Raw genomic sequence first — 16,007 nt, 5'->3', positions numbered from 1 at the left:
ACATCAATAATTATAAACAGGATGACATTGTGGGTAAAATCATTGCCGTAGCCAACCAAAAAGGTGGCGTAGGAAAAACAACAACTTGCGTAAATTTAGCCGCATCACTTGCCGCCACTAAGCGTAAAGTGTTGTTGATTGATTTAGATCCACAAGGCAATGCCACTATGGGCAGTGGTGTAGATAAATACGAAGTCGAAAATACCGCCTATGAATTATTGGTTGAAGAAAAACCGTTCGAAGAGATAGTGATCAAAAATACTGCGGGTAAATATGATCTGATTGCTGGCAATGGTGATGTTACTGCCGCAGAGATCAAATTGATGGAATTCTATGCCCGTGAGATCCGTTTACGTAACGCATTGGCCCCAATCAGAGATCAATACGATTATATTTTCATTGATTGCCCACCTTCACTAAACATGCTGACGGTAAATGCCATGTCCGCAGCTGATTCTGTACTCGTGCCTATGCAATGTGAATATTATGCATTGGAAGGTCTTACAGCCTTGATTGATACAATAACCAAACTGGGCGCTATGGTTAATCCAACGCTAACAATCGAAGGGATCTTACGCACCATGTATGATCCGCGTAATCGATTATCAAATGATGTATCGGATCAATTAAAACAGCATTTTGGTGAGAAAGTATATCGCACCGTGATCCCAAGAAATATTCGTTTAGCTGAAGCGCCAAGTTTTGGTGCACCTGCCATGTATTATGATAAAAGCAGTGCCGGCGCAAAGGCATATTTGGCTTTAGCGGGTGAAATTATTCGCCGCGCAGAACAGCAAACACCCATTAAAGAAGCGTAGGATTTAAATAATGACGGTAAAAAAACGCGGTTTAGGTAAAGGACTGGATGCCTTACTGAGCCATAGCAATGCAGCAAGTCGAAAATCTGATATTCAGCAACCTGAAAATACAACTGACAATGAGTTAATTCATCTCGACTTAGACCTATTGCAACCTGGCAAATATCAACCGCGTAAGGATATGTCACCAGAGGCATTAGAAGAATTAGCTGAATCAATTCGCTCACAGGGGATTATTCAACCAATTGTTGTGCGAAAAGTATCAGAGTTTAAATATGAAATTATTGCTGGCGAACGTCGTTGGCGAGCAGCTCAACTTGCTAAACTAAATAAAGTACCTTGTTTGGTTAAACAAGTTGCCGATGATGCTGCAGTGGCAATCGCCTTGATTGAAAATATTCAACGTGAAGATCTTAATGCAATGGAAGAAGCGATTGCATTACAGCGGCTATTAACCGAGTTTGAGTTAACCCATCAACAAGTTGCCGATGCAGTCGGTAAATCACGTGCATCAGTCTCTAATTTATTACGTTTAAATAGCTTAAATGAGCCCGTAAAACGTTTATTAGAATATGGTGATATTGATATGGGACATGCGCGGGCATTGTTGGCTATTGAAGGTGATGAGCAAACTAATCTGGCTAGATTAGTTGCATCAAAAGAAATGACTGTTCGAGAAACGGAACGATTAGTCAGTAAAGCATTAAATCCGGCTAAAACCCCTGAAACTCCAACTAAAGATCACGATGTAAGCCGCTTGGAGCAACAGTTAATTGAGAAATTAGGGGCTAAAGTTGCCATTAATCATGGCGCTAAAGGCAAAGGGAAAATTGTAATTAATTACCAAAACCTCGCTGAATTAGACGGTATTCTGAATAAAATTCACTAAATTTTAACAAAATTTCATTTCATCAGTAAGTTTGTGACACAGCTATAATTTTTGTTTTCGCAGTTCTAGACGCAAATCACCTTTAAAATAGCTGTTTTACACTCATCAAAGTTGCAAACAAAGCGCGAAAAGGTATACTTTGCAGGCTTTTTGTAAGTTAAGGCTGGGTTAATAAAGTTAAACTAGACTTATGCGCGCAAAAAGCACGAATGCGGAGAGAGAAAATTGAGTAATGTTTTAGCGCGTCGTGGCCGATCATCAGCTTATAAACTAGTGGTAATTCAGGCGGCGATAGTTGGGGTAACTTCAATTTTACTTTTCGCTCTGTGGGGCTTTCAGTATGGACTTTCTGCTTTTGCAGGAGGTGTTATTGCTGTATTGCCTAATTTTGTATTCGCAACCCTAGCCTTTTCCCATGCAGGGGCAAGTGCATCAGGAAAAGTCGTTCAGTCGTTTTTTCTGGGGGAAGCGGTAAAGTTGCTGCTTACCATTGTATTGTTTGCTATTGCTTTTGGTTTATTAGATATGGTGTTCGCACCGTTATTTGCAACCTACGCATTAGGAATACTAGTACCTTGGGCAGTCCCTTTATACTTCAAGCAAAATTAAGTGAGATTAATCATGGCGACAACTGGTGAAGCACTAACTGCTTCCGGGTATATCCAGCATCACCTGACTAATGCGAAAATGTGTTCTGCCGATGGCGGAGTTGCTTTTAACTATGCATGTCAAGATGCCGGGTTTTGGACTTGGCACATTGACTCACTTTTGTTTTCAGTAGGCCTTGGGGTTTTGTTTTTGTGGTTATTCCGCAAAGCAGGAAAAAAAGCAACCACGGGTGTACCAGGCAAATTTCAATGTTTTGTTGAAATGTGTGTGGAAGGTGTTGATAAAATTGCAAAAGACTCATTCAATGGTCGTAATGCAGTTATCGCACCATTAGGTTTAACTATTTTCGTCTGGATTTTCCTGATGAACTTAATGGACCTAGTCCCTATTGACTTTATACCTGAAGCCGCAAACAGATTATTAGGTGTTCCTTACCTTAAAATTGTTCCGACAACTGATTTAAACGTCACTTTAGGTTTGTCCTTAAGTGTGTTTGTGTTAATTGTTTTTTACAGTATCAAGGTTAAGGGTATTGGCGGTTTCACTAAGGAACTGACATTACAACCTTTCAATCATTGGTTATTGATTCCAGTCAATTTAGTATTGGAAACAGTTACCTTGGTTGCGAAGCCTATTTCATTGGCGCTTCGTCTGTTTGGTAACCTGTATGCAGGTGAGTTGATTTTTATTCTGATTGCACTTATGCCTTGGTGGGCTCAGTTCGCACTTTCAGTGCCTTGGGCGATATTCCATATTTTGGTCATTGTGCTGCAGGCCTTTATTTTCATGATGCTGACGATTGTTTATTTAAGCATGGCTCATGAAGAACATTAATTTAGAAATTGATAATTAGATATTTATCGGAGATAAAATGGAAACTGTAATTGGTTTTACGGCAATCGCTGTTGCTATCATGATTGGCCTAGCTGCATTAGGTACTGCTATCGGCTTCGCAATCTTAGGTGGTAAGTTCTTAGAAGCTTCTGCACGTCAACCTGAGCTAGCGCCAGCGTTACAAACTAAGATGTTCATCGTAGCGGGTCTACTAGATGCGATCTCTATGATTGCAGTTGGTGTTGCATTATTCTTCGTATTCGCGAACCCATTCTTAGCTCAACTTGGCTAATCTAGCACCCTGTAAGGAGTTGACGTTATGAGTATTAACGCTACCCTGCTAGGCCAAGCAATATCTTTTGCGCTCTTTGTGTGGTTCTGCATGAAGTTTGTATGGCCGCCGTTGATGAATGCAATCGAAGAGCGCCAAAAGAAGATTGCTGATGGTCTGGCTGATGCCGGCCGTGCTGCAAAAGATCTAGAGTTAGCTCAAGCGAAAGCCACTGAGCAACTTAAAGACGCTAAAGCAACTGCTAACGAAATTATTGAGCAAGCTAACAAGCGCAAAGCTCAAATCGTTGAAGAAGCAAAAGCTGAAGCAGATGCTGAGCGGGCTAAAATTGTCGCTCAGGGTAAAGCAGAAATTGAGAACGAACGTAATCGCGTAAAAGATGACTTGCGTAAGCAAGTTGCTGCTCTAGCCATCATTGGCGCAGAGAAGATTCTTGAGCGTTCGATTGACCCAGCCGCCCACAGTGACATAGTTAATAAACTTGTTGCTGAAATTTGATAAGGGAGTTGAGTAATGGCTGAATTAAGCACCATCGCTCGCCCTTACGCAAAGGCAGCTTTTGATTTTGCAGTTGAACATAAAGCAGTAGAAAGTTGGACAGAAATGCTAACTTTCGCGTCATTGGTTACTGAAAATGAATCAATGAAACCATTGCTGAATGGCACTCTAGCGAGTGCAGAACTTGCTTCACTATTTATCAAAGTATGTGGTGAGCAAGTCAACGAGCAAGGTCAAAACCTGATAAAGGTAATGGCTGAAAACGGTCGTTTAGGGATACTGCCTACAGTGTCTCTACTTTTTGCTGAATACCGCAATGAGTGGGCCAAAGAAGTAGAAGCTGATGTGGTTTCTGCTACTGAGCTAAGCGCAGAGCAACAACAGCAAATTAGTGTTTCTTTAGAGAAACGTCTCGCACGCAAAGTTAAGCTGAATTGCAGCATTGATCCATCGCTAATTGGCGGTGTGATAATTAAATCAGGCGACCTAGTCATTGATGGCTCGGTAAGCGGTAAGTTATCGCGTTTGTCTGACAAGCTGCAGTCGTAATTGGGAGTTTGAGCATGCAACTGAATTCCACTGAAATCAGCGATCTGATTAAGCAGCGGATCGAGCAGTTCGACGTCGTTAGTGAAGCTCGCAACGAAGGTACTATCGTTGCAGTAAGTGACGGCATCATTCGCATTAACGGCCTAGCCGATGTAATGCAAGGTGAAATGATCGAACTGCCTGGTGGCCGTTTTGCAATCGCGTTGAACTTAGAACGTGATTCTGTCGGTGCCGTAGTAATGGGCCCTTATGCTAATTTAGCAGAAGGCGCAAAAGTAAGAACAACTGGTCGTATTCTTGAAGTACCAGTCGGTCGTGGTCTACTTGGCCGCGTTGTTAACACTCTAGGTGAGCCTATTGACGGAAAAGGACCTATCGAAAATGATGGTTTCTCTCCTGTTGAAGTAATTGCTCCTGGTGTTATTGAACGTAAGTCAGTATCACAACCAGTTCAAACCGGTTATAAAGCCGTTGACTCTATGATCCCTATTGGTCGTGGACAACGTGAATTGGTCATCGGTGACCGTCAAACTGGTAAAACAGCTTTGGCAATCGATGCCATTATTAACCAGAAAGATTCTGGCATTAAATGTGTATACGTAGCGGTAGGCCAAAAAGCTTCTACCATTGCTAACGTTGTACGCAAGCTAGAAGAACATGGTGCATTAGCTAACACTATCGTTGTAGTAGCATCAGCTTCTGAAGCTGCAGCATTACAATTCTTAGCGCCATATTCTGGTTGTTCTATGGGTGAATACTTCCGTGACCGCGGTGAAGATTCTTTAATCGTATATGATGATTTGTCTAAGCAAGCAGTTGCTTACCGTCAAATTTCATTGCTATTGAAGCGTCCACCAGGACGTGAAGCATACCCAGGTGACGTATTTTATCTACACTCTCGTTTATTAGAGCGTGCTTCACGCGTAAACGAGAACTACGTAGAAAAGTTCACTAAAGGTGCAGTAACAGGCAAAACCGGTTCTTTAACCGCTTTACCTATTATTGAAACCCAAGCTGGTGACGTATCAGCGTTCGTACCGACTAACGTAATTTCGATTACCGATGGTCAGATCTTCCTTGAAACTGACCTATTTAACTCGGGCTTACGTCCAGCGGTTAACCCAGGTATTTCTGTTTCTCGTGTTGGTGGTGCAGCGCAGACTAAGATCATCAAGAAACTGTCTGGTGGTATCCGTACCGCACTTGCACAGTATCGAGAGCTTGCAGCGTTCTCACAGTTCGCATCTGATTTAGATGATGCAACACGTGCTCAGCTTGAGCATGGTGAGCGTGTAACCGAATTAATGAAGCAAAAGCAATATGCTCCAATGAGCGTTGCTGACCAATCAGTATCTATTTTCTCTGCAGAAAAAGGCTACTTGAAAGGTGTTGCTTTAAATGAAGTCGGTCGCTTTGAAGCCGCTCTGCTTTCATACATGAACAGTCAACATGCTGACCTAATGAACACCATCAACGCTACTGGCGATTATAACGCTGATATCGAAGGTGAGTTGAAGGCAGGCATGGACAAGTTCATTGAAACCCAAACCTGGTAACAATGAACGGGGTGCCCATGGGCACCTCAGGTCCCAGATTGGAGAGTAGAGATGGCCGGCGCTAAAGAGATTAAAACCAAGATCGCGAGTGTTAAAAACACTCAGAAGATCACTTCAGCTATGGAAATGGTTGCAGCTAGCAAAATGCGTAAAGCGCAAGACCGCATGGCAGCAAGTCGTCCATATGCAGAAAATATGCGTAAGGTGATCGGTCACGTCGCGCAAGGTACGCTTGAATTCAAACATCCAATGTTAGAAGTTCGAGATGCCAAGCGGGTTGGTTACATTGTTGTGTCAACTGACCGTGGCCTTTGTGGTGGTTTGAACGTTAACCTTTTCAAAAAGGTAGTTACAGACCTGAAAGAATGGAAAAAGCAGGGTGCGCAAATTGAGTTTTGCCCAATTGGCTCTCGCTCAGTACAGTTTTTCAAAAGCTTTGGCGGTGAAATATCTGCCCATACATCAGGTTTAGGCGATGCGCCAAAACTTGCTGATTTGATTGGCACAGTACGTGTCATGTTAAAAGCTTACAACGAAGGCAAACTGGATCGTCTGTTTATTGTGTTCAACAAATTTGTTAACACAATGACTCAGACTCCTGTGATCGAGCAACTGCTACCTTTGCCTAAATCGGAAGAAGAAGTAGCTAAATATCCTTGGGATTATATCTACGAGCCGGATCCAAAAGAAATTTTGGAAACACTATTAACTCGTTATATTGAATCACAAGTATATCAAGGTGTTGTTGAAAATATCGCTTCAGAACAAGCTGCCCGTATGGTGGCAATGAAAGCGGCTACAGACAACGCAGGCGAACTTATTGACGATTTGCAGTTAGTTTATAACAAGGCCCGTCAGGCTGCGATTACGCAAGAACTGTCGGAAATTGTATCTGGCGCTGCAGCGGTTTAGGTTTTAGGTAACGAATTCAAGTTTAGAGGATTAATCATGAGCACAGGTACTGTTGTCCAAGTAATTGGCGCGGTTGTGGACGTAGAGTTTCCACAAGATTCTGTACCCAAGGTATATGACGCTCTGAAGATCACAGGTGAAGGTACCTGTAATGGTTTGGTGCTGGAAGTTCAGCAGCAGCTAGGTGGTGGTGTTGTTCGTACCATCGCTATGGGTTCTTCTGATGGTCTGCGTCGTGGTCTAGAGGTAGCAAACTCAGGTTCACCAATTTCTGTTCCGGTTGGGGTTGCAACCCTTGGCCGTATCATGAACGTATTAGGTGAGCCAATTGATGAAGCGGGTCCAATCGGTGAAGAAGAGCGTTATGAAATTCACCGTGCAGCTCCTTCATACGAAGATCAATCAAACACAACTGAGCTTTTAGAGACGGGTATTAAGGTTATCGACCTTGTATGTCCATTCGCTAAGGGTGGTAAAGTTGGTTTGTTCGGTGGTGCGGGTGTTGGTAAAACAGTTAACATGATGGAACTGATTAACAACATCGCTAAAGCTCACTCGGGTCTTTCTGTATTCGCTGGTGTAGGTGAGCGTACTCGTGAGGGTAACGACTTCTACTACGAGATGGAAGATTCAGGCGTACTTGATAAAGTAGCCATGGTTTACGGTCAGATGAACGAGCCTCCAGGTAACCGTTTGCGCGTAGCGTTAACCGGTCTGAGTATCGCTGAGAAGTTCCGTGACGAAGGTCGTGACGTACTGTTGTTCGTTGACAACATCTACCGTTATACCTTAGCGGGTACTGAAGTATCTGCACTATTAGGTCGTATGCCTTCTGCGGTAGGTTATCAGCCAACACTAGCTGAAGAGATGGGTGTTCTTCAAGAACGTATCACTTCAACTAAGTCTGGTTCGATTACTTCTGTACAAGCAGTATATGTACCAGCGGATGACTTAACCGATCCGTCACCAGCTACAACCTTCGCTCACTTAGATGCGACTGTTGTACTATCACGTAATATTGCATCGCTAGGTATTTACCCTGCGGTTGACCCATTGGATTCGACTTCTCGTCAGTTAGATCCACAAGTTGTTGGTCAAGAGCACTATGACGTTGCTAGCGGTGTACAAACTGTATTACAGCGTTACAAAGAGCTGAAAGACATTATTGCTATTTTGGGTATGGATGAATTATCAGATGATGATAAAACAGTCGTATTCCGCGCACGTAAGATTGAGCGTTTCTTATCTCAACCTTTCTTCGTAGCAGAAGTCTTTACTGGTTCTCCTGGTAAGTACGTTTCTCTTAAAGACACCATCCGTGGCTTTAAGGGTATCTTGGAAGGTGAGTTCGATCACATCCCTGAGCAAGCGTTCTACATGGTTGGTTCAGTAGACGAAGCCGTCGAAAAAGCTAACAAAAAGAAATAACTAGGCCGTAAAGCTTAGTTCTTTAAGGAGAGCTCAATGGCAGGCATGACAGTCAAACTTGATATTGTTAGTGCAGAGAAAAGCTTGTACCACGGCGAAGTTACTTTTTTTGAAGTATCTGGCGCTGAAGGTGAATTAGGTATTATGCCTAATCATGCTCCTTTGCTAACAAAAATCAAACCTGGCATGGCGCGCATGGTCAAGCAAGATGGCAGTGAAGAAGTATTGTATCTTTCAGGTGGAATCCTGGAAGTTCAACCTACTTCAATTTCTGTTCTTGCTGATGTTGGATTGCGTGCCGATGATATTGATGAACAAGCAGCTTTAGAAGCTAAACGCCATGCAGAAGAGAAAATTGCTAATGCAGGTGTAGACTTCGATTATGAAGCGGCAACCATTGAATTGGCTAAATCGATAGCGCAATTGAAAGTTGTTGAAACCATCAAGAAAAACATCACCAGATAAGTTGATTATTTGCTGAATAAAAGGCGACTCATTTATGAGTCGCCTTTTTTATTGCGCCGAATTAGTCCTGATTAATGATCCGTTTTCCCTTTATGGCGCGATTCAGCTAAAATAGCCCCAATTTTACTTTTAGGTATTTTGAAGGAATCAATCATGTCGTTAAATGTTGTGATCTTAGCTGCAGGCAAAGGAACGCGTATGCGCTCAGATCTTCCTAAAGTGTTACACCCAATCGCCCATAAAAGTATGGTGCAACATGTCATCGATACGGCAAATTCTTTAGGCTCACAGGCTATTCAATTGGTTTATGGCTACGGAGCCGATAAACTACAAGCCGCACTGGGTGAACAACCTTTAAACTGGGTATTACAAGCCGAACAGCTTGGTACAGGCCACGCTGTAGCACAAGCGAACCCCAATATTGGTGATGATGATACGGTGTTGATCCTTTATGGTGATGTGCCACTTATTCAGCAAAGTACCTTAGAAGAATTATTAAAAGCACGTCCTGATAATGGTTTAGCTATTCTTACTGTTAATTTACCAAACCCAACAGGTTATGGCCGCATTGTGCGTGAAGCAGGAAAAGTGGTTGGTATTGTTGAACAAAAAGATGCCAACCCAGAACAGCTTAATATTAAAGAAGTTAACACCGGCATAATGGCTGTGCCTGGCAAGCAACTAAAAGCTTGGCTTAACCGTTTATCAAACAATAATGCCCAGGGCGAATATTATCTTACCGACATTATTGCTATGGCCCATGCCGATGGTGTTGAAATTAATACCGCGCAACCTCAGTCAGCAATAGAGGTGGAAGGTGCTAATAACCGCGTGCAACTCGCTCAACTTGAGCGTGCTTATCAAGCCCGCGCAGCTGAAAAGCTTATGCTAGAAGGCGCCAACTTACGCGACCCAGCAAGAATAGATATTCGCGGTGACGTAAGCGTAGGTATGGATGTGATGATCGACGTTAACGTGATTATTCAGGGTAAAGTCACCCTAGGTAATAATGTCACTATTGGTGCTGGTGCTATTCTCATCGATTGTGAGATTGCTGATAACGCTGAAATTAAACCTTATTCTATTATCGAAGGCGCTAAATTAGGTAAATCTGCCAGTGCGGGGCCATTTGCCCGTTTACGTACAGGTGCTGAATTGAAAGAAGATGCGCATATCGGTAATTTTGTTGAAATGAAAAAAGCCGTATTGGGCGTTGGTTCAAAAGCTGGCCACTTAGCCTATTTAGGCGATGCGCAAATAGGTGCGGGCGTGAATATTGGTGCCGGTACCATCACTTGTAATTATGATGGCGCGAACAAGTTTTTAACTGTTATCGAAGATGGTGTATTTGTTGGAAGTGATACCCAGTTAATCGCTCCGGTTACCATAGGTAAAAATGCCACTTTAGGTGCAGGCTCAACCATTGCTAAAGATGTTGGCGAAGGTGAGTTAGTTATCACGCGTGTAAAACAGCGTCATATCGCTGGCTGGCAACGTCCAGTTAAACAGCCTAAGTAGCCAAAGGCTAGTTAACTTATCTCTGTTCAGCGGCTATTGTCAACGTTATCTGCGTTAGACTCACTGGTAGTAGGCCTGCGATACACTCGACACTAAGCGATAAATGTCATCATTTATCGCTTTTTTTAGGCAATTAAAACATCTCAAAATAGAGTAAATATACTGTAAATTTTATTTAATAATAATCATTCTCATTTAAGATGGCCACATTAAATCGGTATAACATCTTAATAGAGGTATGAATGTTAACTAAACTTTCGGCAGTAGCTATCGCTGTAACAACAGGATTATTATCGTATTCAGTGCAAGCTGAAACATCTACGTCATTACAAGTCACACCAGATCAAGCCGCCGCTACACATAAAAGTATTGAGCGAATAGAAGTCACCGGCAGACAGTTTAATCATTATAAAGTCGGTACAGCCTCTGGTGCGATGCGCGGTAACATTGATTTAATGGATACCCCCCAGTCAGTGGCAATTATTCCTGACTTTGTTACCGATGAACAACTTGCTAAAAATTTATCTGAAGTATTGGTCAATGATTCAAGTGTGACTGCCGGCAGTGAAAAATGGAACCGCCAGGTCTTTAGTTTACGTGGGTTTGAGCTTGACTCTGGGTCGAGTTATCTTATCAATGGCCACCAGCAGTGGTCTCACTATGTTCAGCCTATAGAAACATTACAACAGGTTGAAGTGTTAAAAGGCCCATCTAGTATGTTGTATGGTCAATCAGGCCCCGGTGGTTTGATTAATATGGTGACCAAAAAGCCAACATACGATACTCAATTTGAGCTAGGTTTTGATACCGATGATCAAGGCTCTACACGATTTCAAGCTGACGCGGGTGGCAGTATCAATGATGCACAAACTCTGCGTTACCGTGCTGTGTTGGTTAAACAGGATTCACAATACTGGCGAACCTATGCCAACACTATGGGCATTGATGAAAATAATCAAGAACGCGACCGCTGGTTAGGCTTTATTAACCTTGAATACGATATTACTGACGATTTATTGTTGTCACTCAAATACGACCATACCCAAGATAAAACAGGCATCGACCGTGGTGGTTGGTTAAATAGTGCGGGTGAACTGGTAGGAGGCCGAGATTTAATATGGGATATGCCATGGGCATTTACTGACAATACGATCACTAATAAAGGTGGCGATTTAACTTACCATATTAACGATAATATGCAGGTCAAAACTGGCTATAACCACCAGCAATTTAACCGTCAGCGTTTAGATACCTCACCTAACTTGTGTGGTAAAGACAGCAACAAACAAAATGTGTGCTATGAAGATCCATTAACCCAAGGTTACTTTATCAGTCCATTTGATCGCTATGATGACTGGCAACATGAAACGGCCTATATGGATTTTACCAGCCAATTTAATACTGCAGGTATTGATCATCAATTGCTATTAGGCGGCAATTTATTGAAGTACTACTATGGCCAGTTAAAAGATTCAGGCCCTAAAAATCAGCATGTTATGCCTGGTGTACCTGTCGTTAATCCGGGGTTAGATTATCACCGTGATACTACTAAGTATGAATCTGATTACAAGCATTACGGCTTTTATCTACAAGACTTAATTAGCTTTAATGATTCATGGCAGGCGTTAGTGGGTACTCGCTATGATGAACAGAAAAAAGATGGTGAGGGTAACAATAGCTATGCGGTTTCACCTAAGTTTGGCGTGATCTACTCGCCAACAAAAAACGGCAGTATTTACGCTAATTATTCACAAAGCTTTAGCCCACAAGGGATGGTTAATAATGAAGATGACGTCAATAACAAGATGGATCTTGAACCAGAATACGGCACCCAATATGAGTTAGGGACAAAATGGGAATTATACGATGGCAGTTTACTGTTAACGGGTGCTATTTTTGATATCACGGTATCTAATGTTACGGTACAACAAACATTAGTAACCCCCGTTAATGGCAAAACTTATATCACTACCCAAGAAGGCGAACAGCGCCATAAAGGGGCTGAAATTGGTGCTCAAGGTCAAGTTGCCGATAAGTGGTTTGTCACTGGGTCAATGATGTATTTAAATGCTGAATATTCACGCCCAGCCTCTGACAGCTTGAATGGTAAGACCCCGATAGATGCACCTGAGTTATCAGCAAACCTTTGGACACGTTATGAAATGACAGAAAGCTTTGCCCTTAACTTTGGCGCAACCTACGTGGGCGAGCGTTATGCCGACAGTCAAAACACCATCACTAAAGATGATTATATTACAGTTGATTTAGGTGCGGCTTACACTATGCCGGTAATGGGGAGCGATGTGAGTTTACGAATGAACATCAGAAACCTATTCGATAAAGAATACCTTGGCGGTGGTGGTACAACCGATGTTACCGTGGGTCAGGGGCGTAATGTGAATTTGGCGCTAGAAGCCAAGTTTTAACCCTTGCATTCGACAACCGACTCTAGAGGTTGGCCTATAGTCGATGTTATAGATAAAAAAAGCAGCGATTACCGCTGCTTTTTTGTTATTTATCTTTCAATAGTACTAGAAAATGTTTCATTTGCTGCTAAAATATCTTTCGTTTCGTAACTTAAGTGAAAGATAAGCGTCAATATGAACAAACGTAATACTCAACAACGTCGTCACAGCATTATTAACCTGCTAAACCAGCAAGGTGAAGTCAGTGTTGAAGAATTGTCGTTACGTTTTGAAACGTCTGAAGTGACTATTCGAAAGGATCTGGCCACCCTAGAAAAAACAGGCCTATTATTACGCCGTTACGGTGGCGCTATAGCCGTTCCTGATGAAGTTACTCAGCAATTTAGCGCCAAAATCGCCCCTAATAAATTAGCCATTGCCAAAACCGCAGCAGCGCTGATTAAAGATCATAACCGCATCATTATCGACAGTGGCAGTACAACCACAGGTATAGTGCAGCAACTTAATGGTCTACGAGGTTTAGTGGTGATGACTAACTCATTACAGCTAGCCAATGCGATTCATGAACTTGAGAACGAACCGACATTATTGATGACCGGTGGCACGTGGGACCCGCATTCAGAGTCTTTCCAGGGCCAGGTTGCCGAGCAAGTATTGCGTTCATATAACTTTGACCAGCTATTTATAGGTGCAGACGGATTAGATTTAGAGCGTGGCACCACCACATTCAATGAGCTAACTGGACTGAGTAAGGTCATGGCCGAAATGTCGCGCGAAGTTATTGTCCTCCTTGAGTCATCAAAAATCGGTCGCCGAATCCCAAATTTAGAACTGCCTTGGAGCGAGATCAATGTATTGGTCACCGATGACCATATCTCAGCCGAGGCATTACAAACCATTACCGACCAGGGCGTAAAAGTGTTACTTGCGCCTTACGTTGCATAAATTCAATTTAAAACCATTTAATAGGTAAAAAATCATGTGTGGAATCGTTGGCGCAGTAGCGCAAAGAGATGTAGCAGAAATTTTAGTTGAAGGTTTACGCCGCCTAGAATATCGCGGTTACGACAGCGCAGGTGTAGCCGTTATTCATAATGGTATGCTAAGTCGCACACGTCGCTTAGGTAAAGTGCAAGAGTTGTCATCTGCATTAGATGAAACACCATTAGCTGGTGGCACGGGTATTGCGCACACCCGTTGGGCAACTCACGGTGAACCAAGCGAGCGTAATGCTCACCCGCATGTGTCTGAAGGTGATATCGCCGTGGTACATAACGGTATAATTGAAAACCACAGCAAGCTACGTGAAAAACTAAAAGGCTTAGGCTATGTGTTCGCATCAGACACAGATACCGAGGTGATTTGCCACTTAGTGCACCATCAATTAAAAACCGCTGATAATTTATTAGCCGCAGTGCAAGCCACAGTTAAACAACTTGAAGGTGCTTACGGCACAGTGGTTATCGATCGTCGCGACAGCGAGCGTATGGTTGTTGCCCGTAGCGGAAGCCCATTGGTGATTGGTTTTGGTTTAGGCGAAAACTTTGTTGCATCTGATCAACTGGCGTTATTACCTGTTACTCGTTCATTCGCATTTTTAGAAGAAGGTGATGTCGCAGAAGTTACCCGCCGTGAAGTTAATATTTTTGATGTTAACGGCAACCCAGTTAAGCGTGAAGTGAAAGAATCAGAAGTCACCCACGATGCCGGTGATAAAGGTGAATACCGTCACTACATGCTTAAAGAAATCTACGAACAGCCAACTGCCATCGCCCATACTTTAGAAGGCCGTATTGCGGGTGGTAAAGTATTAGATTCTGCCTTTGGTGAAAACGCCGCAGAGTTTTTAAAAGATATTAAGCACGTTCAAATTATTGCCTGTGGTACCAGTTACCATGCGGGTATGGCGGCGCGCTACTGGTTAGAAGACTGGGCTGGCGTATCGTGTAATGTTGAAATAGCCTCTGAGTTCCGCTATCGCAAATCGCACTTATTCCCTAACAGCTTATTGGTGACGATTTCACAATCAGGTGAAACCGCAGACACCCTAGCGGCACTGCGTTTAGCCAAAGACATGGGCTACAAAGCCACCTTAACCATTTGTAACTCAGCGGGTTCATCATTAGTACGTGAATCTGACATGGCGTACATGATGAAAGCGGGCGCTGAAATTGGCGTCGCCTCAACCAAAGCCTTTACTGTGCAATTGGCTGGTTTATTAATGCTAACCACAGCAATTGGTCGTCACAACGGCATGAGCGACGAAATGGAAGCGGCGATTACTCAAAGCCTACAATCTATGCCAGCTAAAGTTGAACAAGCCCTTGGTTTAGATGATGCTATTGCTGAACTAGCCGAAGACTTTGCCGACAAGCACCATGCATTATTTTTAGGCCGTGGTGATCAATACCCAATCGCAATGGAAGGCGCGCTAAAGCTGAAAGAAATTTCATACATTCATGCAGAAGCCTATGCTTCAGGTGAATTAAAGCACGGCCCATTAGCACTTATTGATGCTGACATGCCGGTTATTGTTGTTGCACCAAACAACGAACTGCTTGAAAAGCTTAAATCAAACGTAGAAGAAGTGCGTGCCCGTGGTGGGTTAATGTATGTGTTTGCCGATAAAGATGCCGAGTTTGAGTCTGATGACACTATGAAGGTTATTCCAATACCACATTGTGATGAGTTTATGGCACCGCTTATTTACACCATTCCATTGCAGTTATTGTCTTATCACGTAGCCTTGATTAAAGGCACCGATGTTGATCAACCACGTAACTTGGCAAAATCAGTTACAGTTGAGTAAGTTGTTGATTTGTTTTGGTTTTGTTTGTGCAGGTGGTGATATAGAGTTTATCAAACAAACAAGCTTTTGATTGTGTAATATAAGACAACTAAATTAAAGCGGCTGACTCATTGAGTGGCCGCTTTTTTACATGATAATTTGTAACAGATACTACAATGTGGAAAAATTGGATGTTCAGCACTTTGTAGGTAGCTCCAATGTACAGCTTTGTCATGAAGGGGAGTGCTAATGACATCAACTCATATTATTGCTTCAGGTACTTGTTTACGGTGCTACGAATGCTAGCATCAACTGATGATATGTTGGATTTTATACGATGGAGTTTTGAAATTGATGAGGCTTCAAAGGTTTATTAAGTGCTTACTTAAAAGGGGGAACAGGCAGAAACTAAGAAGTCAAAAGTT

15 protein-coding genes are annotated in these 16,007 nt (G+C 42.7%); all 15 read left to right on the top strand.

Annotated features, from left to right (window positions below):
• Positions 1-29: 29 nt before the first annotated feature.
• The 15 genes from NE535_RS13530 (at position 30) to glmS (ending at position 15,603) form a co-directional block, all read left to right on the top strand.
• Positions 30-818 carry a ParA family protein gene (locus tag NE535_RS13530; RefSeq protein ID WP_261299153.1) on the top strand — a complete coding sequence of 263 codons (789 nt, stop codon included), beginning with the start codon at positions 30-32 and terminating at the stop codon, positions 816-818.
• 10 nt (positions 819-828) lie between these two features.
• Positions 829-1,707, top strand: a complete 879-nt coding sequence (locus NE535_RS13525) for a ParB/RepB/Spo0J family partition protein (protein ID WP_261299152.1) — start codon at positions 829-831, stop codon at positions 1,705-1,707.
• 225 nt (positions 1,708-1,932) lie between these two features.
• Positions 1,933-2,316, top strand: a complete 384-nt coding sequence (locus NE535_RS13520) for an ATP synthase subunit I (RefSeq protein ID WP_261299151.1) — start codon at positions 1,933-1,935, stop codon at positions 2,314-2,316.
• Between the two features lie 12 nt (positions 2,317-2,328).
• The gene (gene atpB, locus NE535_RS13515) at positions 2,329-3,150 is read left to right on the top strand and encodes a F0F1 ATP synthase subunit A (protein ID WP_261299150.1); all 822 of its coding nucleotides are present in this window, start codon (positions 2,329-2,331) and stop codon (positions 3,148-3,150) included.
• 37 nt (positions 3,151-3,187) lie between these two features.
• The gene (gene atpE / locus NE535_RS13510) at positions 3,188-3,442 is read left to right on the top strand and encodes a F0F1 ATP synthase subunit C (RefSeq protein ID WP_188843213.1); all 255 of its coding nucleotides are present in this window, start codon (positions 3,188-3,190) and stop codon (positions 3,440-3,442) included.
• Between the two features lie 27 nt (positions 3,443-3,469).
• Complete coding sequence (gene atpF, locus NE535_RS13505) at positions 3,470-3,940, top strand: F0F1 ATP synthase subunit B (protein WP_188843211.1); 471 nt, start codon at positions 3,470-3,472, stop codon at positions 3,938-3,940.
• A gap of 15 nt (positions 3,941-3,955) precedes the next feature.
• Positions 3,956-4,489 (top strand): F0F1 ATP synthase subunit delta, encoded by a 534-nt coding sequence (gene atpH / locus NE535_RS13500; RefSeq protein ID WP_188843209.1) that lies wholly within the window; start codon positions 3,956-3,958, stop codon positions 4,487-4,489.
• Between the two features lie 14 nt (positions 4,490-4,503).
• Complete coding sequence (atpA, locus tag NE535_RS13495; RefSeq protein WP_261299149.1) at positions 4,504-6,045, top strand: F0F1 ATP synthase subunit alpha; 1,542 nt, start codon at positions 4,504-4,506, stop codon at positions 6,043-6,045.
• Between the two features lie 51 nt (positions 6,046-6,096).
• Positions 6,097-6,957 carry a F0F1 ATP synthase subunit gamma gene (gene atpG / locus NE535_RS13490; RefSeq protein ID WP_261299148.1) on the top strand — a complete coding sequence of 287 codons (861 nt, stop codon included), beginning with the start codon at positions 6,097-6,099 and terminating at the stop codon, positions 6,955-6,957.
• A 36-nt stretch (positions 6,958-6,993) separates the two neighbouring features.
• A complete protein-coding gene (gene atpD, locus NE535_RS13485) occupies positions 6,994-8,385 on the top strand; it encodes a F0F1 ATP synthase subunit beta (protein ID WP_261299147.1) in 1,392 nt (463 codons plus the stop codon).
• 36 nt (positions 8,386-8,421) lie between these two features.
• Positions 8,422-8,850, top strand: a complete 429-nt coding sequence (locus NE535_RS13480; protein WP_261299146.1) for a F0F1 ATP synthase subunit epsilon — start codon at positions 8,422-8,424, stop codon at positions 8,848-8,850.
• Between the two features lie 153 nt (positions 8,851-9,003).
• Entirely contained in the window at positions 9,004-10,368 is a 1,365-nt protein-coding gene (glmU, locus tag NE535_RS13475; protein ID WP_261299145.1) for a bifunctional UDP-N-acetylglucosamine diphosphorylase/glucosamine-1-phosphate N-acetyltransferase GlmU, read from the top strand.
• 242 nt (positions 10,369-10,610) lie between these two features.
• Positions 10,611-12,794: a TonB-dependent receptor gene (locus tag NE535_RS13470; RefSeq protein WP_261299144.1), complete on the top strand. Its 2,184-nt coding sequence runs from the start codon at positions 10,611-10,613 to the stop codon at positions 12,792-12,794.
• Between the two features lie 174 nt (positions 12,795-12,968).
• Positions 12,969-13,739, top strand: coding sequence for a DeoR/GlpR family DNA-binding transcription regulator (locus NE535_RS13465; protein ID WP_261299143.1), 771 nt, complete (start codon positions 12,969-12,971; stop codon positions 13,737-13,739).
• Positions 13,740-13,773: 34 nt separating this feature from the next.
• Positions 13,774-15,603 (top strand): glutamine--fructose-6-phosphate transaminase (isomerizing), encoded by a 1,830-nt coding sequence (gene glmS / locus NE535_RS13460; protein WP_261299142.1) that lies wholly within the window; start codon positions 13,774-13,776, stop codon positions 15,601-15,603.
• The last annotated feature ends 404 nt before the right edge of the window (positions 15,604-16,007 follow it).

Source organism: Shewanella holmiensis (assembly GCF_025370255.1).
Classification (GTDB): Bacteria; Pseudomonadota; Gammaproteobacteria; order Enterobacterales; family Shewanellaceae; genus Shewanella; species Shewanella holmiensis.
Note: the sequence above shows the minus strand (reverse complement) of the source record. Positions and strands in the feature narration are given on the sequence as shown.